Origin of the sequence: Oceanobacillus kimchii X50 (assembly GCF_000340475.1) — a bacterium.
In the GTDB taxonomy this organism is placed as follows: domain Bacteria; phylum Bacillota; class Bacilli; order Bacillales; family Amphibacillaceae; genus Oceanobacillus; species Oceanobacillus kimchii.
In genome coordinates, this window is record NZ_CM001792.1 from 3,575,413 (window position 1) to 3,599,095 (window position 23,683).

The window sequence follows — 23,683 nt, forward strand, 5'->3', positions numbered from 1 at the left end:
CGTGGGTTTATGAAGAACAAAGAGGTAGTGGCCGATTGAGCTACTACCTTTATTGACCTACATTATGAATTAAAATAGTTAATACATAACTGTATTTCAGAGATCTTGAGTAAATAAAAGCTACGTAGACCCCCAGCCTTGTAAACATCTACTTGTGTGAGGTAGTTAAACACAACTAAACCACAGTTTTATTCGCTTTAGCTATTAATCCTGGTGGCATTTCCTCTCGCAATTTCCATATAAAGCTGATCGGCTTTTCCCCAGAGTGACTCACGTAATCGCAGGTACCTAAGAATGTAAATGGTGCTGTATAGCCCTGTTCCTTTTTATATTGCCTAACAAATAAAGCTATTTGACTCTTTTTTTCCCGATGGTGAATATATCTTTGTGCGGTCGGGCTTTGAAGCGTCAACATACTTTGCGATTGCCAATGGAATAGTCTCTCATTAATTGCATAATCCTCATATAAGGTTGAAGGTGAAAAGTCTTTTTCTGATTTATTCAGCGTAATGAAAAACACGTCTATATTTTCTTCTTTAAAATATTTCGCTCCTTCACGGAATGCTGGGCTTTTCTCCTCGTTGTAATAGCCAAATGCAGCCATTATTTGATCTTTAGAATAAGTAGAATGGACTGTTAAAGGTGTTGTAAAATTAAAGTCATTTGCTTTCTCTACATTTTTTATCGAACGATAGATAAATTTGAGTATTTCTAATATCTCCTTTCGTATCGATTCTTCTTCTAATACAGATTGAAGTGCCTCATAGAGAGATGTGAATCCTTCTTTAGCTGGATCTCTTTGAAAAAATGTATAGTAAAACATATTCAACATTAACTTTTCATTTTTATCACCAACAACGAGCTCACCTCGTTCATCTACAAAACGAATTAAAAATGTAAGGAGGTTACTTGAATTTAAATAGAAAATTTTTGGAAGACGTTTAATAATCTTTTCTTCATTCACACAATAAAAATCATCTGCATTTCCTGCTTCTACCATCATACGCTGAAAAGAGCGGTTACCACTCTTCCCATAAAAGTCATATAGCGATAGATGGTAATGTTCTAGAAAATTCCCCAAAGTTAATGATAGACCTGTATCCTGTTCAAAATACTTCATTTTATTAATTAAGTTTGTCTTCGTATTAGCCGTAGATTTTATGTTCCTTAATACATATTCTTTCACTTGTTTCTCTAGTTGGATAAAGCTCCCCTTTGGCAAATTAGAGAAACCTTCTTCTACGTAATGTTTAATAGATTGTTTAGTTCTACCAATAAGCGATCGAAATTTATCTTCAAAACTATAATTCAGATGTGCTTGGCCAATAAAATCTAATACAGTTAAGCACTCTTTACCTTCCGCTAGTCTTAAACCACGACCTAATTGCTGTAGAAATACCGTTAAGCTTTCAGTTGGGCGTAAGAAAAGAATAGTATTTACCTCCGGAATATCTACTCCTTCGTTGTATAAATCGGCTACAAAAATAAATCGGATATCACCTTTTTTTAATTGATCTTGAGCTAATTTTCGAACTGTTTTATCAGAAGACCCATGCAATGCAACAGAGGGGATTCCTTGCTTATTAAAGTAAGTAGCCATATATTCAGCATGTTCCACACCAACACAGAAGCCTAGACCTTTCACTTCACTAACATCTGTTACATACTGATTCAAGCTTCTTATAATTTGCTGACTACGTCTCGTGTTATTCGTATATACATGCTCTAATTCACTGATGTCATAGCCTTTTCTACTCCACTTCAGTGTAGATAAATCAACGGTATCACTTACACAGAAATATTGAAAGGGACTAAGCAATTTTCGATTAATCGCTTCTGTAAGTCGCATTTCTGAAGCAATTTTTCCATCAAAGTACTTCGTAATATCTTGTCCATCCATTCTTTCTGGAGTTGCAGTTAATCCTAGAAGAATCTTTGGGTCGAAATAACTTAATAGTTTTTGATAGGATTGAGCAGCTGCATGATGAAATTCATCAACGATTATAAAATCATAAAAATCATTAGATACATGTTCATAAATCTTTTTACTATTAAAGCTATGAATACTGACAAACAAATGGTCTAAGGTAGTTGGATTTTGACCACCCACTAACATATCTCCAAAATTGAAATCTTTTAAAATAGCACGGAACGTATCCCTACTCTGTTTCAATATTTCTTCACGATGAGCTACAAAAAGCAATCTAGCTTTCCTATCATGTTTTTCTGTAAATTTTCTATAGTCAAACGCTGATATAACCGTCTTACCCACACCTGTTGCTGCCACAAGTAAATTTTTATTTCTACCAAATACTTCTCTTTCTGCTTGTAAATTTTCTAGCATTTCCTTCTGATAAAAATAAGGCTGGATATCGAAATTAAAATGTATATCATTTTCTTCTATTACGACCTTTTTCTTTAATGCTTCCTTAAGTATTTGGTGATCCACTTCATTGTTTTTATCAAATAACTTAAACTCAGCATCATTCCAATAACTTTCAAATGTTGCTTCAAATTTCCGTATAATATCAAATGAATCCTTTTCCGTTACTTTCAAATTCCACTCCAATCCAGAAGTCAACGCAGGATTAGATAGATTTGAAGAACCTATATATGCTGTTGTAAAACCAGTGTCTCTATTAAACATATACGCTTTTGCATGAAGCCGTGTACGAGCAATGTCGTAGGAAATTTTAATTTCTGTATTGGAAAGCTGACCAAGTTCTATAACAGCTTTATAATCTGTTGCTTCCATATAAGATGTGGTGATAATTCGAAGCTTCCCTCCGTTTTCTGTAAACGTTCTTAACTCATCAATAATGCAACGAATACCACTCCACTTCACAAAGGAAACAAGAAAATCTATAGAATCACATGAAAGAATTTCTTTTTTGAGCTCATTCAACATATTTGGCTCATTACTTGAACCTGTAAACAAAGAACTCTCCGCAATGGAAGTTACTGGGCGTATTGTTTTTTCTTTTTGAATGCTTCTTACAGAGTTCAGTTTTGCAAAAACAGACTGTAATACTTCACCCGCCTCATCAATTTGTAACAAGTCGAATGATTGATCGTCTATTTCTTTTCTTAATAGTGCAATAATTTGATTACAAGCATGAATTTGCTTTAAGAGTGCTTCCTTACCTTCTGATTCCTGGTCACGTATAAAATTCAATGCTTTTCTCGTTACACGTGAAATATAGGAAGCTAGAAATTTACGAGCTTCCTCTACATCTAAATCTCCTATCTCCACATCAAAATCTGCTTCATCAAGTGCTAAAATCTCTTGTTTCAATCTCTTATTGATTATCTGTTCATAGAGTCCCTGCTTTACCAAAACGTAACACCCCAGATTATAGTTTGTATTCTGCAACTATTATACTAGAAAACCGCTTTATAAATTGAAAATTATCTCATGATTATAAATTAGAAAATTCCTTTACAACTTTTTCAACAGCTGGTAAATCTGCTGGTGCCCAATCTAATGAAGATAATTCACTTGGGTCTAACCATTTGATAGCCTTATGCTCCGTTAACAGTGGTTCACCTTTGGTGAGCTTGCAATAAAAGGTAGTTAAATGAACTTCACCAAAGTCATACGCATGTACAGTATGAACAACTTGATCTCCTATTTCAACGATGCAATTCATCTCTTCTATAATCTCTCTCATTAAAGCTTCTTGTGGCGTTTCACCTAATTCTATTTTCCCACCTGGAAACTCCCATTTAGAAGGAAGTGTTTTGTAATCACTTCGTTGAGCACAAAGGATTTTCTCGTTAGAAATAATAATAGCGCCAACTACATTTATCTTTTTCATATTTGTCTCCTTAATATTATTTTCTTTTATAACCTTCTATATTTACTTATAACGCAATTTAAAAAGAGCTACACTCGTTTATGGTGATAAGGACCTTATAAAGCTACTTTAACACAATCACAAAAAGGGTCTTGCAGGACGTGTTCTTTCCGTTTGCTGAACAGGATAATTTTTCTTAAAAAAGGAAGATTATACTTGCGATTTAATGAAGAACTACGTAAAACAATGGGAATACGAATGCGAGAGGCTAGAGAAAAGAAAAGATTAACGCAGGAACAAGTAGCTGAAATTAGTGAGTCGGATGACAAACACATCGGAAAAGTAGAAAGAGGAGAGAAAACTCCTTTAATATCAACCATGTATGGGTATTGGAAAGCAACCGATATAAATATGAACCAGCTCTTTCGTGAATTACAAGAACTCGAGAACCAATTAGAGAAACAACAATCACTAGAGGAAGAAGATCTAGAATAACTCCATCTACTTTTAATGGTATCTCCTCTATGACTATGGCTATTTACCCTACATATAGACCTGATGTTTCTTCTATTATTCTCGAGCAACAGAAATCAATAGAGCATAAGAAAACCCCTCTTCAACTCATTAAAGAAGGATGCTTATATCATTATTCCACTTATGAAGGCAGAAAAACTGCTACATCCTATCACACTGGTTTCAAACGAAAAGTGCCTATAGTAATCAGCGTCTCCCAACAAATTATTGCTTTCCCCACCCATGCTACGACTAATAATGAGTGTAGCTGGATTTTCTATCACCATGTTCAATCCATTCAACCGCAAACTACTAATGACCAAGGAAAATCGATCATCACATTCCGTAATGGAATCCAACTCCCTATCAGCATCCCTGCAACGTTCTTAAAAAAACAAATGATAAGGAGTTTAGCTTGTTACTATAGTTTAAACAAATAAATTAATAAGAAATTTCTTATTATTTGTTGCACAATTTCACACTAAGCGAGACAATAGTACTAGAAAAGAGGAGTGAAATGATGAATAATGAAAATAATATCGCCATTCCAACAGAACTACTTCAGGATAGAAAAGTAGAGATTACTTTTTTCTCAGAGATAAAAAAGAATCTAGGAATCCTTGGTTTGTCTGAACAGACCGATGCTTATATATTACACCTGTATCGCTTGTTCTATAACGATTCAAAGGGTAAGTTTGAACCAATTCAGCAGTTAGAAGCCTTTCAATTCCAAACAGAGTCAGAGATGCATCAATTTATCGATAACCTACCTAATATCAGCGCCTTAGATATGATCCTCCTCATGAATCCGACTACACCACCGAGAAAGCCGTTTTCGTTTTTGATGTAACTATTGAAGTAACAAAATGAATCAAAATGAATAGTAAAGATATGTTTCACTTGATATTTTTTCCTTAAAAACATCTCTTTGTACATTTTAGAATTTAGATAGAAATAAGGGTAGAGAAACAATTCTACCCTTGAATATATACTAAACATTAAATTGAACGTTTTTATCCCTTTTCATAACAAAATCTTCTCTTATTATGAATTCCGCTTTTGTCCTCATTTATATATCTCATTGCTCTCAGCAACTATTGCGCTTGTCCTGAAAAAATCATTTGATTCGTAATCATTTACCATTTTCATCCTATCAGTAAGATAAGTAGCTAGTGCTTTATCCGTGCAGTAAACATAACAACCTTTCTGTCCACGAGTTAAAAGAGTTCTATAAGTGTTGCGTATAATAGTATCAGCTAGTTTATTGGCTTCTTTTGGTTGTTCTTTTAGCATTTTTTTAATACCAAATAACGAACGATCTGACTTAGCACGTTTAGTATGGTTTGTATAGACTTCACCATCTTTAAATAAGAGGTCGTCTCCTATAATGACTCCTACATAATCAAATTCCAACCCTTGAGAAGTATGTATACAACCCGCTTCATTTACTGAGTCATCATCAATAGCCCACGTCAATGTATTATCTAAGTTCCAACTTATCCCAAAGTTTTTATCGGGAATAATAATATCGGGTGTATCTGATTTTTTGCGTGATTCTTTTGGCCATTCCCAACAATAACCCGCCAACATCCTCGCTTTATTCTTCTCTTTGTTCAATCTTTGAATTTCATTCAATAGATCATTTGGATCGTCAAATACTTTGAAATCATAATCTTTGCCAATAAAGTTTGAGTTAGCTGTTTCCCGAATCTGTAATACATCATCAATCCATGCTAAGTAACCGTCTGATCCGTTACATCTAAATTGAGATTCTAGTTTCAACTTATGTACTTCACCATTGTATTCATTGGCATATTTTTTTATTAAATCCATACTTCCAATATCTTTTAAAGTTACTTTCTGATTTTCGTCTAAGAAGAATATTGTCATATTCCCAGAATTAATTAATTCCTTCACTTGATTTTCACCTAAGTTTTGAAACATTCCTGATTTTTCATTTAACCGATGTGCCTCATCTACTATTAGAACATCAAATTCATTACTTGGTACATCTACATAACTACCGGATCCCTTAAATAAATTATCAATTTGAGTCTTTTTAAAATCTCTCTTTAGTTTTGTAGCATATATATTTCTTGGAGCAGAGTTCTTCGTTACATATTGAGCCACCATACTTCTTTTAGTTAATTCAACTAAGAGATTTACTGCTAATACAGACTTCCCTGTCCCAGGTCCACCTTCTACAACGAGTACTTGTTTTGTATTAGTTCTTTTTGCTTCATTTGCAAGTCTTAATGCTTCTTCAAATACAACCTTCTGTTCATCAATCATTATAAATTCATCATTACCACTTAACATTGAACTTAAAGCATCTTGAAGCGACTTAGACGGCCGTATTTTGCCTTTTTCTATTTTATAAAGGGTTTCTTTATTATCTCCGTACGTTATGTATCTCTTTATAAATTCCCTTAACCTTTTCGCGTCTCCTTTTGCGTACACAGGGGCTTTATCAATATAATATTGATATACATTGTCAGTTAGAGGATCACCACTTTTATTTACTATATAATTATGTAGATATGTGCACGGAAATATATTTATATTCTCCTGTTGTACCGTCGCATTATAATCTTTTATTAAAGACGCATAGGACCAGGCTTGGTAAGAAGGGTGTGTAGTTTCCACAAGCCCGTGACTAAAATTGGTTTTAACAATAGCTTCTTTTCCGTCTACTTTTTCAACTTTATCCCATTGTTTTAACTCAACAACTACTACAGCCTCTTGATTATCACTTTTTCCAGTTATTAAGAAATCAACTCTTTTAGATGAATAAGGAATTCTATATTCAATTGCAACACCCGAATCTTTCGGTATTTCTTCATCCATTAATACCCTATACATATACTGCATAGAATTATCCCAGGATCTGACTTCACTTTTGTTTACTTTACCAATTTTTGTTTGGAAATTATTAATAATATTATTTGTTAATTCATCATGAAAAACATCATTCAAAAATTCAGTTTTTGTTGCTTCATAAACTAACATAATATCTCCTTATCTAATTCAATGATTTTATTTAATGTGACTATAATACTATTTTATCAAAATTCACATTTTTGTTAACCATTTATTACCAAAAAGTAGTAATTTAAATATCATAAAATATTGATTTAAATTTACTACTACGTTTATTTTTTACAACAAGAAAAATCTCCCACTTGAAACCTCCATAAATTCCTAGTAAACTATTCAAGTGTTCATTAAAATCTAATAGTATACTGTATAACCTCAAGAATATGGCTTGGGGGTCTCTACCAGGAACCATAAAATCCTGATTACAGAAAATGAGTCGATCATTTTTTGTAATCAGGATTTTTTTGTTTTCTAGTAGAATTTATTATGTTTATCAGAAAGGAAGAAAAACAGAATATGAATATAAAAGTATTTATATTAGCATTATCCACGGTTGCCGTTGGACTTGTGGAACTGATTGTCGGAGGGATACTTCCTACGATTGCAGAAGATTTAAATACCTCGATTAGCTCTGCAGGACAACTGATAACCGTTTTTGCACTTATTTATGCCGTTTCCGGTCCAGTATTACTTGTTCTCACGAGCAAATTCGAACGTAAGAAAGTATATCTTATTTCCTTAGGTGTATTCTTCATCAGTAATATCATGACGTATTTCAGCCCTGATTTTACATTTATGATGTTCGCAAGGGTATTAAGCGCAATGAGTACTGCTCTGATTGTTGTACTATCGTTAACGATTGCTGCGAAGATTGTTGCACCGGAACACCGAGCAAAAGCGCTTGGACTTATCTATATGGGGATTAGTTCATCTCTTGTCATGGGTGTACCACTAGGAATTCTTATTTCCGATAACTTCGGATGGCGCGTGATTTTCCTTGGCATTGCGATTTTATCAGTGATTTCTTTTGTGCTTATTTTCATCTTTTTGGAGAAAATTCCAGGAGGGAAGACAGTCCCGCTTAAACAACAGTTAAAAGCGGTAGCTAGCTTGAAAATTGGAAGTGCCCATCTGGCAACCGTATTTATGCTGGCAGGACACTACACGCTATATGCGTACTTTACACCATTTTTAGAGACAGAACTTAATATGAATGCGTTTTGGGTAAGTATTTGTTACCTATTATTTGGAATTGCAGCAGTAAGCGGTGGAGCATTCGGAGGATTCCTATCTGATTCCATCGGTCCGAAGAAAAGTATCCTATTCGTTATCACGACCTTTGCTGCGATGTTATTCTTATTACCATTCACGACCTTCTCTCTTGTATTATTCATCCCCGTGATGATGGTTTGGGGAGCACTAAGCTGGAGTCTATCTCCACCGCAACAAAGCTATTTAATTGAGACCGATCCAGAAACATCCGACATTCAGCAAAGCTTCAATAACTCGGCATTGCAAATCGGTATTTCCATCGGTTCAGCATCTGGCGGGCTCGTATTAAACCAGACAGGAGCCGTTACTAATGCTGCCTACTTGGGTGGCGCGCTTGTGATTATCTCCTTGTTATTTGCTGTCTTTTCTTTAACTCGGAAGAAAAAGGGTGAAGAGGAAGTAGTTATGAGTGACGCGATGAGTGATCAGGTAGAAGTAAACTAAATTTATTATTATAGAGAAACAGCACCATTCGGCATCAATGAATGGTGCTGTTTCTTTACCTAACCTACTTCACTACCCAACCACATCCTCCACCAACACTTCCATAAACCTTTCCTGCTCTTCCACAAACGGAGAATGCGCCGAGTGTTCAAATGTGTACATCTGTTTCGATGTCGCGTCGATACTTTCATAGAATCGCTTCGCTTCCTTATAAGAGGTTTGATAATCATACACGCCATGCACAATAAATACAGGAATCTCGAATCTTGGTGCCATGACAGTGGCATCTGTATTAGCCAATGATTCGCCTAACGCTTGATAACTGGAGAAAATGCCCTTTAGAATGTTCAGACGTTCCTTCCACGTATAGTGCTTACATTCGATAATATCCTTCATACCCTCCCAGCTCGAATCACCCTCACGCTTCGTACCGCCGCCATATTTATTGAGGTACCTGCCTAACAGTTTGCGATACTCCTGACTCTTATAAAACCCTTTATTGAATTTGACCGAGCGTATATGTTTTTCTGCCTTTTCATCTCCTCGTTCGATCGCTGTCTCCAGTAAGAAATCATACGTATCCCTATTCGATTCATAATGTCTTCCCAGTTGCCCGATACCGATGTACGCAAGGAAATGTTCAGGTTGTCGACTTGCCATGATACTGCTGACTAACGAACCCCACGAATGTCCGCACAAGTAGATTTTCTCCTGGTTATATTTCTGTTTAAGATGGTTTACGACTTCTAAACCATCAGCAACGATTCTTTCTAATGTTATCTCACCCTGAGTAGATGCATTATACGACATACCGGTACCTCTTTGTTCCCAGTAACACACGGTAAAATGATTCGCCCACGCAAGCCCAGATGCTTTCACATGTGCATATTGTGGGAATCCAGGACCGCCATGCACAAAGAGTAAAACAGGATTATTAAGATTCGTGGACTCGATAAACATCCCACTTTTATGCCCAGCTGTATCTATATACTCTTTCGTTACGTTCATGTTCTGATTTGTAGTGTTCAAATTATCCCCCCTTGGACCGATTCGATACTTACAATTATTATGTCTGAATATAAGTAAAAGAACAAATTTTTGAAACATCATACAACCTAATTTGTATACAAAACTCCATCGATAGTTTGATTTCTTCTCAAAACAGACGTGTCATTATATAAACAACAACTGATGGTGTTTTTTATGTAACCATCAACTATACCTACTCCAATGAATACTCTTTTGACTCACTAATCCGTTCAGGAATAATACCTTGTAAATAAATCAAAAAACCCGTTGCGAAGTATTAGAAACTATTAAGTAAAGGATTATTTGAATGAAGGAAACCTAGTAGACGAAAGGAGAAAAAAAGATGAGTAATGTTAATCATGAACAGCTCCCAAAAGCAACATGGCGGGAATGGATAGGATTAGGGGCTTTGACATTGGCTGTTTTCATGCTCGCTACAGATATGACGGTCCTTTTTCTTGCGATGCCATCCATTGCTGCGGATTTAGCACCGAGTGCAACCCAGATGCTTTGGATTATTCATATTGGTGAAATGTTGGCGGTTGGATTTGTGCTTACAATGGGTCGGCTAGGAGATAAGGTGGGTAGAAAACGCCTGCTGATTATCGGGGCATCCATTTATGGATGCGCCTCGCTTTTTGCAGCATTTGCGACGGAAGCTTGGATGTTAATTGCTACTCGAGCATTGATTGGTATCACGGCTGCAACAGTGATGCCTTCTACAATGTCGTTATTACGGAGTATGTTTACAGACTCGAAACAATTTTCCGTAGCTATCGCTATTAATCTTAGTGCATTCTCTGCAGGTATGGCATTAGGACCCCCGATAGGAGGTTTACTTTTGGATACTTTTTGGTGGGGGGCAGTGTTTCTTATCAATGTCCCTATAGTTATTGCATTGTTACTAACATCGCCACTTTTACCTGAATATCGCAATAAAACATCTAATCGGATTGATTTTGTCAGTGTGCTACTATCTTTGTTAACTTTAGCAACTTTAATTTTCGGTTTACAGGAGATGGCTAACCATGGCTTTCATTTTGTTTATGGAGGATCGATACTGGTTGGAATCGTAACTGGAATGTTATTTATTCGGCGTCAGAAGAAAATGGAGGATCCATTGTTGGATTTACGGATGTTTCATATATCATCGTTTAGCTTTTCATTGATTGCAGTAATGGCTGTATTACTAGTAACTACGGGGGCAGATATGCTTTTCGCACAACATTTACAAGCAATTATAGGACTCACTCCAACACAGGCAGGACTTCTATTGATTATACCCGCATTCTTATCGATGGTAGGTACTTTAGTATCTCCCGCACTTACAAAGTGGTTGCGCCCAGCTTACGTCATGGCAATAGGTCTGCTTACTGCAACTGCAGGAGCTTTAATCATCATGATAACGGTACATGACGGGGGAGCGCTTATCTTAATTATTGGTGCATCACTAGCCGGATTTGGTATCGGCCCTACCATGACAATCGCAAGTGAACAAATTGTTTCCAGCGTACCGCAAGAGCGGGCAGGTTCTGCTTCGGCAATGAGTGATGTAAGCAGTGGGCTAGGTTCAGTACTAAGCATTGCATTTATTGGAAGTATCGGCATGATTGTATATCGTGCTACTCTAATGGACTCAATTCCTTCTGGAGTTCCTCAAGAAATAGTTGCGTTTTCCTCAGAAAACGTAGGGAGTGCCATTGTAGCATCCGAAGGGTATCCAGATTTCCTTCTTGCCATACAATCTTCATTTAGCTTTGCGCTTCAAACCGTATATGGCATTGTTGCTGTAGGGTTATTTACCTTAATGCTAATTATCTTATGGAAGTTTAGACATGTAAGGCAGGATGACTCTACAAATGAAGAAGAGCAAGCCTTATAAACGATGGAAAGAGTACACATCAGCGATGGTGCTCCTTTTCTGCACCAGCGGACTGTATCTTACTTTTTGTGGAATACCACATATCATTTATACCGTCTCCAAATAATGATTGGTTCCTTCCTCTAGACTTTCCATCAATTCATCATATACAGCCGTTGTATTTGACCGATCACCATTTACAAATAGAGAGTCACGTAACCCTGCAGTCAGCTCTAGCTGTACACCTTCTCCTAATTGCGTATCATTGACAATATTATCTTCACTCATCCCTGAGATATGACTAGGTGCATTTTCAACGGCGAAACCATGGTGCTGAAGAGCATCACGTATCGATTCCCTATATGCTTCATTTCTACCGCCAAGGAATATCATTGATTCTTCTCCTTGATATCCATGAATAGATAAAGCACTTACAGAATTTTGAACCATATTTCGTCCGATCGGTTCATCAAAAAGTGTAGATTCTATATGCAAGATCATGTTGCCTGCTGGCTTTATTCCTTCAAAGAGATAATAAGAAAGGTCCATCCTGTCTGCCAGCCCTTTTGCTACCTCTGAAGTTCCCGGTTCAATACCTCCACCATGGACTGCAATCACAGTAATGTCGCTATCCCGCTCCACATAATTGATTTCGTAGTCTTCATTCAGTTCTTCATGTTCCTTTAATTCTTCATGGGAATTATATTTTAAACTTATGTAATGGGTACCGCCGTAAAGTAGTAAACATAAGAAGGCAGGAAGGAAAATTATATACGTATATCTATTATTTTTTCTCATCTTAACCTCCTAATCATTTACTAATATTTTCCATTATATCAAATAAAGCTATAATGTTAAGAAAAATGGTACACTGTCATATTAGGAGTTCAAAGGTATCAAGTGCCACCAACTACGCCTAGATGGAATGAAGCTCTACTTTAATTTGATTTTTTACTAATTTTTCAATTTCTCCATCCATATAACGTAGTGTCAATCCTTTCTTCCCTCATAATATGATTTAAGAATATCTTCTAAATAAGGTTCTGCTTCATCAAGTAAGTCTTTTTCACCTTTATTCCATTTTTCCCGATGCTTATCTACTTGGAGAAAAGCATTCGTAACCTCTGATTTTCCTTTAGTCACTTTTTCAACCATATCAATCCACTCTTCAGCTAATTCAAATGCAAGACTAGAGTCTACAGGTACACCAGCACCTTTATATGAAACCGCCTTTATGGATAATTTTCGAAAAGTATTATAAAAACTGAAAACAAGTTGTTGAGAATCAAATACATCCTTAAATATGGTTAACTGATCCTCTGAAAAAGGGTAGTTACTCCAAATGGAAATATCCACTTTATTTATACCCATCATAATTTTAGATAATAAATCCCAAGGAGGGGAATATCCCATTTCAATCAATCGTTTTGAAGTGGTTACTGCATCTATTTTCCCTTGAGTCTCTTCTAACTGTGAATATAAATAAATTTCTTGTTTAGATAATACATCTAGTAATGATTCTTCTTGGTCATTATAATTGATTTCTTCTTTTATCTGTTTAAGAGAAAATCCTAAATTACGGTAAAAAGTAATTTGTTCTAAGATACGTAATTCCTTAACAGTATAAAAACGTCGATTGTTTTCATCCCGACCTGCAGGTTTTAATACCCCTTCATTATCATAGTATTGAATAGTTCGCCTTGTTAACCCTGATATGTTTGAAATATCATTTACGTAATAGCGTTCCTTTTTCACAACTTTAGCTCCTTTATTTATTCATATTTATATCTACTTCATGTAAAAAATCTACTATGTTTTTAGCTAACTTTTCTGGGTATTCACCATTAATTGCATGAGAAGCATTTGTGAACATTACCATATGACTTAATGGATGTTGCAAGTTTTCTAATCCTACATCCATCGATTCTTGTGAATGATGCATCGTTGAGTCTTCAGCTAAAATACCCAGTACAGGCATTTTTAATTCCTTCAATTGTTCTTCTGTTATTTTCTCCGGTAAAGGAAGTTTACTTTTATAAGTTCGCATACTTGTTTCTATAAGCTTACTTATTGGTTCACTTCCATCTGTTTCTGCTCCACCTGCGATATAACTTAACATTTTTTCTCGGATTGATTGTGGAACTGCTGGAATGGAAGCCGGAATGGAGGCTAAGATCATCTTTAAAGGGATGGGTCCAAAAACGTATACTGGATCAATTAATGATAAAGATGCAATTTTTGTAGACTCATATAATGTGACATTTACTGCATTCCAACCACCAAATGATAATCCTGCAAGATGAATCGTTTCTTCAGGCAAATGTTCAATAACGTTGTTTAACCAAACAGCTTGATCATTAGCAGTTACTATACTTTTTGTTTGAACACTTAATCCTGGTTCTCCTAAAAGATCGATTGTGTATATGGGCCTATCTTCCATGAGATCTTTCAAATTTGGTTCCCACATGGGAGTAGGTGCTGATTTCCCTGGTAACAGTAATAATGGAATTTTTGATTCTGTACCTTCTTCTGAAAATTTATAAACCTTCACCTTTCCAAATTCAGTTTCTACCCAAAATTCTTTCGTCGGGTTGGGCAAATCTTTCATGGCAGTATCGTATGCTTGAGCAAACTCTCTTTCCCCTTCATCAGTTATAAAACCTCCCAACTTATCATCATCTCGAAATAATAATCCAATTATCGTTAGCACAACAAATGATATTCCAACAATTATGATTACTGATTTTATCCACTTCCTTTTCATAAACTCAACTCCATCATATATTTTCCTCCTATCATAATCTATTACGTAACGTTATATGCAAGTAGTGAGAAATCTATTTTCTGCCCTAAAGGAAAAATAATGGGGGAAGTAAAAAACAAAATAATACTTTTTAGTTTAGTAATGAAATATCTTATAACACTCTAAAGTCAGCAAAATTCTTTATAAAAACTAATAGACGTTAATTACATAAATTCAGCACCTTTCAAATAACTGAAAGGTGCTGTTTATCGTTGCGTTGAAACAGTTTCTAAGATTAACTAACAAATCCGTATTTTGCTACTCACTTTTCTGCCTTTGAAATAAAATCGACGCTGCTATAAACGAAACAATAAGCAACCCACCAAACCAAGCAATCGTCAACCAGTGATTATTATCAATTGGAGTAGCGATTAAAAGGCCACGCAATGTTTCAATCAGTGGCGTCATCGGTTGATGTTCGGCAAAGGCATGGAGCCAAGCAGGCATCGTCTCTGTCGGCACAAAGGCACTACTAAGATAGGGTAAAAATAACATTGGAAATGCGAAGGAATTTGCTACTTCGACATTCTTGGTCATCAATCCAAAGACAACAAATAACCAGTTAATCGAGACCATATAAAGCGTTAAAACACCAATCACACCAAGCCATTCTGGCCATCCGGCCTCGGGACGAAAACCAATTAACATAGCAACACAAAAAACAACTGCGGTGGCAATAACATTCCGGAGATACCCCCCTATCACATGACCAACCAATAAAGAGGAGGGGTGAAGAGGCATGCTTCGGAATCGTTCAAATAATCCTCCACTCATATCCTTCGTCACACTAACAGTGATTAATGAACTCCCAAATCCAGCACAAGTGATAATGGCACCTGGAACAACATAGTTCACATAGTCCGTACCTGTTTGAATAGCTCCACCAAATATATAAACAAATAAAAGCATAATCGCAACGGGTAGAGCTATTGCCATTAACAACGATTCCCCTTCTCGGAAAATATGTTTTAAACTGCGCTTTGACATCGTCCACCCATCTCGTATCGCCCATATCCATTTTGCCTCACTCATGTACTAACAACTCCGCTCTTTTTTTGATTTGTCATTGTCATAAAAACATCCTCCAATGTTGGTTGACGAATATGAATAGTATCCGGTTCTATTCCATTTTCAAATAATGTATTTAAAAGTTCGCGCAACTCGTGAGATGAACGCATCGGTACGGATATAAGTAGTTCTTCCTGATTCGTTTGACCAGAAATATACTTCTCAGCATGATAAAAAGTATCGAGATCCAAAAATGTTAATTCTAATTTTTCTTCTCCAATCACACTCTTTAACTCTTCAGCAGTTCCTTCTTTGACGATTTTGCCATTATCAATAATAGCGACTTTATCGGCAAGCTGATCCGCTTCTTCCAAATATTGTGTCGTTAAAAAGATGGTCACACCTTGGTGTGCCAGAGATTTTATAAAGCTCCACATATTGTTGCGACTACGAGGATCTAAACCGGTTGTTGGTTCATCTAAAAAAATTACTTCAGGCGATGCAAGTAAACCAATCGCAATATCTAATCGACGACGCATCCCACCAGAATACGTCTTTACTTTCCTTTTCGATGCATCCTGTAAATCAAAATAGTCAAGAAGCTCTGCTGTTCGTTTTTGTACGAGTTTTTTATCTAGATGATTCAGCCTTCCCATCATCAGTAGTTTTTCCTCCCCCGTTAACAAATCATCCACAGCCACATATTGTCCCGTTAGACTAATCAATTTTTTAACAGAATTGGCATCACGTTTTGTATCATAACCAGCTATTGTCGCTGTACCTTCATCCCCATGAATTAATGTTGATAAGATCCGAACGGTTGTCGTTTTTCCAGCCCCGTTTTCACCAAGTAACGCAAATATTGACCCACGTTGTACATCAAAACTCAAATCATCTAGCACCATTTGTTTACCGTACATTTTCTTTAAATTTCGAACCGAAATAACATTATCTTTCATCACTTAACCTCCTTGTGATTGATTTATTCAGTCAATATAAACGCTAAAAAAATAAACCAAGTAATTAATTATATTGATTGACTTTATCAGTCAATATAATAACCACTATCTACCTCTTTGTCAATAACCTGCTCGTCCGTTTTTTCCTTTTGCTCCATAGGAGGTCTCGTAAAGTTTCCAACTCCGTGGTCGCGATCAGGATCAGATCATTCGTCCCTACTTCCAAATAAATAAAAAAATCCTGAAGCTCAGGATTTTTGTTTCTTTCATATAAGTTTTTTATCGTAAAGTAATCATTCGAGATAAGAGAGTCACCTTTTGTTCAATATTATCGTTCCACCAGTCCGGATCGTCCGCCATAATGCCGGAAATAACACTTAAAAAAAGCTCGACTAATTCCTCTGTATTGCCTTCAATAATTTCTCCTACTTGTTGCCCCTCTTTAAAAATCGGGATAAAAAATTCTATATAAACTTCTCCCACATTTGTATATAGTTCATGGATATGACTTGGAACACCTTTACTATTTTCTAGATGTTGAATGACACGAAACACCTGATTACTACCCGATGTTAGAGCAAATTTGGTAAACGTATGTATTTTTTCTATAGGAGAAAGACTATTATCATCTTTAAGTTTCTCTAGGAAATCTTGTGTCTCTCCTAAAGCAACAGCCCACTCAAGGCTTTCGTACAATACATCTTCCTTCGATTGAAAATAATGATAAACAAGCCCGTGACTAATACCGGCCTCTTTGGCAATCATACTAATCTTCGTCAGCTTGACCCCGTTCTCGGCAAACACCTTTATCGCAGCTTTCATAATTTGTATTTTACGTTCTTCACGAATCGTCTCTAACTTGGTATCACTAAAACGAGGCATTATCTCCAATCTCCTTCACCATAATCATTTTCAATGACTATCATAACAGATATTGCTGCGTATAAGAAAGTTTGATTTACGTTATTAAAATGGTCTTAAATGTATTTAAGCAAGCCTTCAACGTTTTATTTAATTCGACGTTAATTGCCTCTGCAATTTATCATCAATCTCATTAATATATTCCGTATACTCCTCTACCTTTTCTCTAAGCACCCGCTTATGTTCCAGTAAAATATTCTCTAGGCTCTCATCATTAAAGTGATTCACATCGATATTCTGTTTGATTTTACTAATCGGTACATTCAGCCTTCGCAAACAGGCAATCAGCTTAATTAATTCGATATTTTGCTCGTTATATACGCGATTATTTTGTTCATCTCGTTCAATATTCTTTATCAGACCATGTTTTTCATAATATCTTAGTTTACTTTTGGATATATTAACTTCCTGCGATACATATTCAATATCATATTGCTTCATAAGCATTTCACTTCCTTTAAACCATAGTTTAAGCGTTACAATGCAAATATACAAAAGTTAAGGAGGTTTATATAATGAAAAAAGTACTCATTGCAGTGACGAGTGTCGCAAAATATCCAAATCTTGAACGCCCTACCGGATTATGGCTAGGAGAAGCTGTACATTTTGCTGATGAAATGTACAACAAAGGATACGAAATTGACTACGTCAGCCCTGAAGGCGGCTATACTCCAATTGATCCAGAAAGCTTAAAACCTGATTTCATGAGTGAGTTAGATTGGAAATATTATCAGGATAAATCCTTTATGAACAAATTAGGCAATACGTTAAAACCATCGGAAATTAACACTGAAGATTACGAAGTGATTTATTATGCAGGTGGTCACGGTGTTATTTGGGACTTCAAAGACAATCAAGAGCTTCAAACCATCTCAAGTGAAATTTACAATTCCAATGGTATCGTATCCTCTGTATGTCATGGCGCTATTGGCTTACTAAATATTCCTGGTAGCGATAACCAATACTTGATTGACGGTAAAAATGTCACTGGGTTTACCAATAGTGAAGAGGAAGCAGTAGGTTTAGCTGACCATGTACCTTATCTAACGGAAGATGCGTTGAAAGAACGAGGCGCCAATTTCAAAGGAGAAGCGGACTGGTCTTCATTTGCCGTCGTGGACGATCGCTTAGTAACCGGACAAAACCCGCAATCTGGTAAAGCTGTAGCCGAGCAGGTATTACGTATATTAAATAAGGAATAATTGTATGAAAAAAACATGAGTGGTATGCGATATCACTCATGTTTTTTGATTTCGGGATTTTATCGTTTCCACACATCGTTTGCGATGGAGATGACATGCTTCATCTTGTTCCATTGTTCTTCCTCTGTAAGAATGTTGCCTTCCTCCGTACTGGAGAATCCACACTGTGGACTGAGGGATAAATTTTCTAACGGAATCGACTTGCTCGCTTCGGCGATTTTTGCTTTAATCGTATCTGAATTTTCTAATTCTGGGAATTTAGAAGTGACTAAGCCTAAAACGACGGTTTGTTCCCGCTGCGTAAAGCTCTTCAATGGCTCAAAATTACCCGAACGATTATCGTCATATTCTACGAAAAGCCCGTCTACCTCCAAGTTCGCAAATATCGCATCGGAAATATGATCATACCCGCCGCCGTTGATTTAAAGTTTCCACGGCAAATATGCATGGTTATCACCATATCCGCTGGCTTTTCTGAAATCACATCATTAATACAACGTACTCTTTCATCGATAATGTCCTGCAATTCCTGCCCGGTTTTTTCCATAACCGCCTGGATACGCTCTTCCGAAACAAAATCAATCCACGACGTATCATCTAATTGCAAGTAGCGACATCCTGCATCATAGAAGGTTTTAATCGCCTTTCTATATGCCTCTACGGTGTCTGCAAACAATTGCTTCGTGTCACCATTGTAATACTCATCCCCTTGCATTCTCGTGAACAACATATTGGGACTAGGAATAGAAAACTTCGCCACCTGGCTGCCGTCCCCATACTGGTCAACCGCTTCTTTTAAAAATGTAAAATGTTTGACCATCGGATGTTGGCGAAACCCAACTTTACCAACTACTTTAACCGCATTATTCTTCGTTTGGGCACCTTTAAAATGGCTAATATACTCCGATTCAAAAAGTTCCACACCTTCTAAACCAGCCAAGAAATCCAAATGCCACCATCCGCGCCTAAATTCGCCATCAGTGATGGAATGAAGACCAATATCAATTTGCTTTTTTACCAGTTTTTCAATCTCTTGATCTTCTATTGCTTTTAAAGCATCTTTCTCCAATTTCCCGTCCAAAAAAGCTTGTCTCGCCTCTTTAATTGGTTCCGTTCTTAAAAAACTACCTACATGATCTGCTTTAAATGGAGCTTTCACCACTGTTTGAGTCATCGTGCATCTCTCTCCCCCGTGTCATTGATTAGGAGGTAGTGTACCATAAAAACAGCCATATAACAAAACAATCTAAAACTATCGGTTGTTATAGTATTAAACTATTCATGACTAATAACCCCAGTGGAAATCGAATGGCCATGCAACCCGATAAGTAAATTAAATAACGTCGCTCAATCACTCATTTAAATATTTTTCGTTCTGGTGAGCGTGCTCAAAATTTCCTCCGAAAAATAAAACGTATTATAATTGTCCTGTTCGAACGAGAGATAAGGATAACCACATCTTCTAGCAATAGAACGACTTCTCGCCACTTCAATCACATTTCTTAAATGCAGTAGTGTCATATTGGACCTTCCTTTTTGCGAGTAATTAAGCTTTTGAGCGAACAACAATACCTTAACACTCTGTTTGGAATTCTGCTTTCCCCTCCAAAATTTCATTCAAAAACTTTTTTGACCTAGTCAGTTGTTCTCTAATAACATCAATTTCTTTGATCTTTTGTTCAAGCATTACTTTCTTTTCATCGTACGATAAGTTAATTTGTTGATTTACCATTAAACTTAACTCTTCTATAGAAAAATCTGCAGATAAAATTGCCTTCACATCTTCTAAATACTCAACGATTTCCTCCGAATAAACACGATAATTATTTACATCTCTTTTAACATATTTGTTAGGAATTAGGTTTTTACGTTCATAAAATCTTAATGTGGAAATGGCTAAACCTGTTAATTTCGAAACCTCATTTATTTTCATCACAGGACCTCTTTTACTGTTGCTATGAACCTAAGTTCATAGTTCATAATGTGATTATGATAACCAAAGACATATAAAATGTCAAAATAATCTAACGTTATCAAAAGGAGAGATTTTATGTTCAACCATATTCTTAATAACGATTTCGTCGATATAGTCAAAGGGCGGCGTTCTGTTCGTCATTATGATGAGAACTTTAAAATATCGAGAGAAGAATTAAGCGAGATTATATCAGAAGCCAGTTTGGCTCCGTCCTCTGCAAATATGCAATCTTGGCGAGTAGTTGTGGTCGATACTCCCGAAGGAAAAGAAAAACTGAAACCTCTTGTACGTTTTAATACATTACAAAATGATACTTCTTCAGCCATGTTATTAATTTTTGGTGATACTGAAAGCTATTTATATGCAGAAGAAATATATAATACAGCTGTGGAACAAGGAAAAATGCCAGCCGAAGTGCGAGATAACCAACTCGAAACTATTCTTTCCTTCTTTCCGACTCTATCAAAAGAAATGAAAGTGGAAATTGCAAAAATCGATAGCAGTCTTTTCGCAATGCAGTTAATGTTAGTAGCCCGTGCCCACGGATATGATACGAACCCAATGGCAGGATTTGAAGCAGATCAGTTAGCAAGAACATTTGATTTAGACGAAGAACGCTATGCTCCAGTAATGATGATTTCAATTGGAAAAGCCAAAGTTGAGGGATATGAATCTGTTAGATTAAGTGCTGATAAGATTTCGTTTTGGAGGTAGGGGGAAAGAGGGCTAAGGAGATAGTTCAACAGACAGCTATGATTTGGTTTCAGTAAGGTCTAGAGGAACAGTGGTGGGGCTTGTTTGTAGTTTATAACAATCGTAGCACTAACTCTATGAAACTATAGATGCGGCTTCTAAAATCTTTCTCGTTATTATGGACAAAAAAATGGGGATACATATTGGACTAGTCCTCCTATGTATCCCCATTACATATGTTCTACTAGATTTACTTACTCATCGAACACGATGAAGGTTTAATGAATAACTCTATTCACCATCAATCTTTAAAAGTTGTCTAAACCCAAAATGAAGACGGTCGTTTTTAAACTGCAACAAGTGCTCAGTACCATGCATCGCTATGGTAACAACCCCTCTACCAACGGGGCGGGTTGGAATTTCCGTTCCTAAATAATCTATAAAAATAGCTTCATCCTTTTCATAGACTTTGATCGTTTGCCCCTCGTTAGAATGATACGTACCGGTGATCGCTTGGCGATCTGCTTCAGAGAGCGCATAATCTTCATACTCGATAGCTTTTTTATCAGGCTCAATACCTATCTCACTCTGTATTGCCCCTTTTAACAGCGCATCAGCAGGAGCACCGGCAATATTCGTCAAACACACACCCGCAATATCCTTCTCAGGCAATACGGAAAACTGCGCTGATACGCCTTTAATTCCTCCACCATGTTCAATTAACGTTGTGCCAAAAAAGTCAGGGATAATGATGACCCCGTAACCATAATGTAAGCCTGGCTCGACTTCAATATGCTGGGATGTTAAGTCATGTAGGCTTTTAGAAGTTAAAATACCATTGCCATCATTTAAAAAGACATCTCCGAAGCGAAGCATATCATCCGCAGTTGATTTTACATAACCAGCTGCCCACATTGCAGGCGCATCCCACCATCCAAGTGAGTGTTCCACTGCTGGTGTCTCGGCAAGTGGGTTAACGCTGTACAAACTTGTCGCTCGATTATCCAATCGTTCCGGTTCAAAAAAACTACTTTTCATACCAAGTGGCTGGAAGAGATTAGTCTCTATATAGTGTGCATACGACTGTCCACTAACACGTTCAATAATGATGCCAAGGAGAGCATAGCCATCATTTGAATAGCTGAATGAACGACCAGGACGATCAAGTGGGTTAAATTGAATCGTATTTAAATAGTTTAAAAGATCTTCATAAGTATCAATGCTATCTTGCTCAGGATCGAGGGGTACACCTAGCTTAATCTGTAAATCGAAAGAACCATCTTCTTCCATTGACTGCTTGTTCGCGTAAAAAAGTGTGTTTAACGGTGGGATTCCGGATGTATGGGTCATCAGATGATGAAGTGTTATATCTTCACTCCCTCTAAACGTAATCTCGGGAAGATATGTTTTAATCGTGTCGTGGACAGATAATTTGCCCTCTTCTTGCAGCTGAAGTATGGCGATGCAAGTCATTGACTTCGTAATACTTCCAATACCAAAAATAGTGTCCGCTGTAACAGGTAATTCCTTTTCTCGATCTCGGTATCCGAATCCTTGTTCATAATGTTGATGGTTTAATGCGACCATTGCCCCTGGGGTTTGATGGGCGTTTATAAGCGATTTAGCAAATTCTTCATACTTTATTTTATCCAAGGTTAGATCCCTCCCTATTAGGTTAACTAATTATACGTTTTAACACGGCCATAGTTTCAAGAAAATTATGAAGATAAATCCTATAGTTGTTAGGCTCTAATTACTGCCTAATTTGTTGAAATCAGAAAACGTCTAGCACTTAATCTAAATAATGTGACAGAACAATACTCAATCCACATTTTAGGTGTTGCACTTAATATTACAATTCGTCATGATTAAATGATAGATTCGCCACATGTTGAAGATTGAAAAGTAGAATGCAATTCAGTCAAAACCTTTAATTCACCTTCTTTAAAACAACTCCTGTTATCATTTCTCTACCTTAAACAAAACAACGTTACTGCTTGATAGAATTTTCCATCCAAACCCTTAAATGAATAAAAGGGGGAGCAAATTAAAGAGCTGATATTCTTTTTTTATTTTGACTCAATTGAGATAATTAGTTATCCTCAATTGAAAAAGGAGATAGTATTATATGAATTTGACCCTTTTAGCAATAACATTATTTCTTGTCTTAGTTTCCAATTTTAGTATTATCCTTATCTTAAAAAATAAAATAGAGAAAACTATTCTCAATTTCCTTAGCAGTATCGTGATATTGCCTGGAATTCCGCTATTTTGGTTAATGGTCTATACTAATTTACCTTCTAATGATTTTTTATCTTTTTATTTTCCT

Annotated in this window: 20 protein-coding genes, 2 pseudogenes and 1 riboswitch; of the genes and pseudogenes, 7 read left to right on the forward strand and 15 right to left on the reverse strand. The window is 36.3% G+C overall.

Annotation, left to right across the window (positions count from 1 at the left end; all coding sequences use genetic code 11):
* Nucleotides 1-175: 175 nt before the first annotated feature.
* Together C794_RS18130 and C794_RS18135 are read right to left on the reverse strand one after the other, a co-directional pair.
* On the reverse strand, nt 176-3,337 hold the full coding sequence (locus C794_RS18130) for a DEAD/DEAH box helicase (RefSeq protein ID WP_017798596.1): 3,162 nt from the start codon (nt 3,335-3,337) through the stop codon (nt 176-178).
* Between the two features lie 82 nt (nt 3,338-3,419).
* Nucleotides 3,420-3,818, reverse strand: coding sequence for a (deoxy)nucleoside triphosphate pyrophosphohydrolase (locus tag C794_RS18135; protein ID WP_017798597.1), 399 nt, complete (start codon nt 3,816-3,818; stop codon nt 3,420-3,422).
* A 195-nt stretch (nt 3,819-4,013) separates the two neighbouring features.
* Between C794_RS18135 and C794_RS18140 the strand changes: the two genes are divergently transcribed.
* From C794_RS18140 to C794_RS18150, 3 genes are all read left to right on the forward strand, one after another.
* Entirely contained in the window at nt 4,014-4,292 is a 279-nt protein-coding gene (locus C794_RS18140) for a helix-turn-helix domain-containing protein (protein ID WP_017798598.1), read from the forward strand.
* A 29-nt stretch (nt 4,293-4,321) separates the two neighbouring features.
* Entirely contained in the window at nt 4,322-4,750 is a 429-nt protein-coding gene (locus C794_RS18145; RefSeq protein WP_017798599.1) for a competence protein ComK, read from the forward strand.
* A gap of 77 nt (nt 4,751-4,827) precedes the next feature.
* Nucleotides 4,828-5,160 carry a hypothetical protein gene (locus C794_RS18150; protein WP_230199307.1) on the forward strand — a complete coding sequence of 111 codons (333 nt, stop codon included), beginning with the start codon at nt 4,828-4,830 and terminating at the stop codon, nt 5,158-5,160.
* Nucleotides 5,161-5,375: 215 nt separating this feature from the next.
* Here the strand turns inward: C794_RS18150 and C794_RS18155 are convergent, their stop codons facing one another.
* Nucleotides 5,376-7,319: a DUF2075 domain-containing protein gene (locus C794_RS18155; RefSeq protein ID WP_017798601.1), complete on the reverse strand. Its 1,944-nt coding sequence runs from the start codon at nt 7,317-7,319 to the stop codon at nt 5,376-5,378.
* 213 nt (nt 7,320-7,532) lie between these two features.
* Nucleotides 7,533-7,632, forward strand: a riboswitch (purine riboswitch).
* A gap of 71 nt (nt 7,633-7,703) precedes the next feature.
* On the opposite strand from C794_RS18155, the gene C794_RS18160 reads away from it, so the two are divergent.
* Nucleotides 7,704-8,903: an MFS transporter gene (locus C794_RS18160; protein WP_017798602.1), complete on the forward strand. Its 1,200-nt coding sequence runs from the start codon at nt 7,704-7,706 to the stop codon at nt 8,901-8,903.
* A gap of 72 nt (nt 8,904-8,975) precedes the next feature.
* Here the strand turns inward: C794_RS18160 and C794_RS18165 are convergent, their stop codons facing one another.
* Nucleotides 8,976-9,932 (reverse strand): alpha/beta fold hydrolase, encoded by a 957-nt coding sequence (locus tag C794_RS18165; protein ID WP_017798603.1) that lies wholly within the window; start codon nt 9,930-9,932, stop codon nt 8,976-8,978.
* Between the two features lie 343 nt (nt 9,933-10,275).
* Between C794_RS18165 and C794_RS20035 the strand changes: the two genes are divergently transcribed.
* Nucleotides 10,276-11,814, forward strand: a complete 1,539-nt coding sequence (locus C794_RS20035) for an MFS transporter (protein ID WP_017798604.1) — start codon at nt 10,276-10,278, stop codon at nt 11,812-11,814.
* Nucleotides 11,815-11,901: 87 nt separating this feature from the next.
* Here the strand turns inward: C794_RS20035 and C794_RS18175 are convergent, their stop codons facing one another.
* From C794_RS18175 to C794_RS18205, 7 genes are all read right to left on the reverse strand, one after another.
* A complete protein-coding gene (locus C794_RS18175) occupies nt 11,902-12,591 on the reverse strand; it encodes a poly-gamma-glutamate hydrolase family protein (protein WP_017798605.1) in 690 nt (229 codons plus the stop codon).
* 192 nt (nt 12,592-12,783) lie between these two features.
* Nucleotides 12,784-13,548, reverse strand: a complete 765-nt coding sequence (locus tag C794_RS18180) for a MerR family transcriptional regulator (RefSeq protein WP_017798606.1) — start codon at nt 13,546-13,548, stop codon at nt 12,784-12,786.
* A gap of 13 nt (nt 13,549-13,561) precedes the next feature.
* Nucleotides 13,562-14,557 carry an alpha/beta fold hydrolase gene (locus C794_RS18185; protein ID WP_017798607.1) on the reverse strand — a complete coding sequence of 332 codons (996 nt, stop codon included), beginning with the start codon at nt 14,555-14,557 and terminating at the stop codon, nt 13,562-13,564.
* 297 nt (nt 14,558-14,854) lie between these two features.
* A complete protein-coding gene (locus C794_RS18190; RefSeq protein WP_017798608.1) occupies nt 14,855-15,628 on the reverse strand; it encodes an ABC transporter permease in 774 nt (257 codons plus the stop codon).
* Nucleotides 15,625-16,563, reverse strand: a complete 939-nt coding sequence (locus C794_RS18195; RefSeq protein WP_017798609.1) for a daunorubicin resistance protein DrrA family ABC transporter ATP-binding protein — start codon at nt 16,561-16,563, stop codon at nt 15,625-15,627. The genes C794_RS18190 and C794_RS18195 overlap by 4 nt, the downstream gene beginning before the upstream one ends.
* A 279-nt stretch (nt 16,564-16,842) precedes the next feature.
* The gene (locus C794_RS18200) at nt 16,843-17,445 is read right to left on the reverse strand and encodes a TetR/AcrR family transcriptional regulator (RefSeq protein WP_017798610.1); all 603 of its coding nucleotides are present in this window, start codon (nt 17,443-17,445) and stop codon (nt 16,843-16,845) included.
* A 129-nt stretch (nt 17,446-17,574) separates the two neighbouring features.
* On the reverse strand, nt 17,575-17,925 hold the full coding sequence (locus C794_RS18205) for a MerR family transcriptional regulator (protein WP_017798611.1): 351 nt from the start codon (nt 17,923-17,925) through the stop codon (nt 17,575-17,577).
* 74 nt (nt 17,926-17,999) lie between these two features.
* Here C794_RS18205 and C794_RS18210 point away from each other — a divergent pair, with 74 nt between their 5' ends.
* Nucleotides 18,000-18,686 (forward strand): type 1 glutamine amidotransferase domain-containing protein, encoded by a 687-nt coding sequence (locus tag C794_RS18210; protein WP_017798612.1) that lies wholly within the window; start codon nt 18,000-18,002, stop codon nt 18,684-18,686.
* Between the two features lie 59 nt (nt 18,687-18,745).
* On the opposite strand, the pseudogene C794_RS20040 reads toward C794_RS18210, so the two are convergent.
* The 3 genes and pseudogenes from C794_RS20040 to C794_RS18220 form a co-directional block, all read right to left on the reverse strand.
* A pseudogene (locus C794_RS20040) lies at nt 18,746-19,860 on the reverse strand (5-methyltetrahydropteroyltriglutamate--homocysteine S-methyltransferase).
* 110 nt (nt 19,861-19,970) lie between these two features.
* Nucleotides 19,971-20,138 (reverse strand): annotated as a pseudogene (locus C794_RS21090) (LysR family transcriptional regulator); the annotation flags it as partial.
* A 121-nt stretch (nt 20,139-20,259) separates the two neighbouring features.
* Nucleotides 20,260-20,619 carry a MerR family transcriptional regulator gene (locus C794_RS18220; protein ID WP_017798614.1) on the reverse strand — a complete coding sequence of 120 codons (360 nt, stop codon included), beginning with the start codon at nt 20,617-20,619 and terminating at the stop codon, nt 20,260-20,262.
* 117 nt (nt 20,620-20,736) lie between these two features.
* Here C794_RS18220 and C794_RS18225 point away from each other — a divergent pair, with 117 nt between their 5' ends.
* Nucleotides 20,737-21,375 (forward strand): nitroreductase family protein, encoded by a 639-nt coding sequence (locus C794_RS18225; RefSeq protein WP_017798615.1) that lies wholly within the window; start codon nt 20,737-20,739, stop codon nt 21,373-21,375.
* A 270-nt stretch (nt 21,376-21,645) separates the two neighbouring features.
* Here C794_RS18225 and C794_RS18230 read toward each other — a convergent pair whose 3' ends face one another.
* Nucleotides 21,646-23,007: a serine hydrolase domain-containing protein gene (locus C794_RS18230; RefSeq protein WP_017798616.1), complete on the reverse strand. Its 1,362-nt coding sequence runs from the start codon at nt 23,005-23,007 to the stop codon at nt 21,646-21,648.
* Nucleotides 23,008-23,683: the final 676 nt, after the last annotated feature.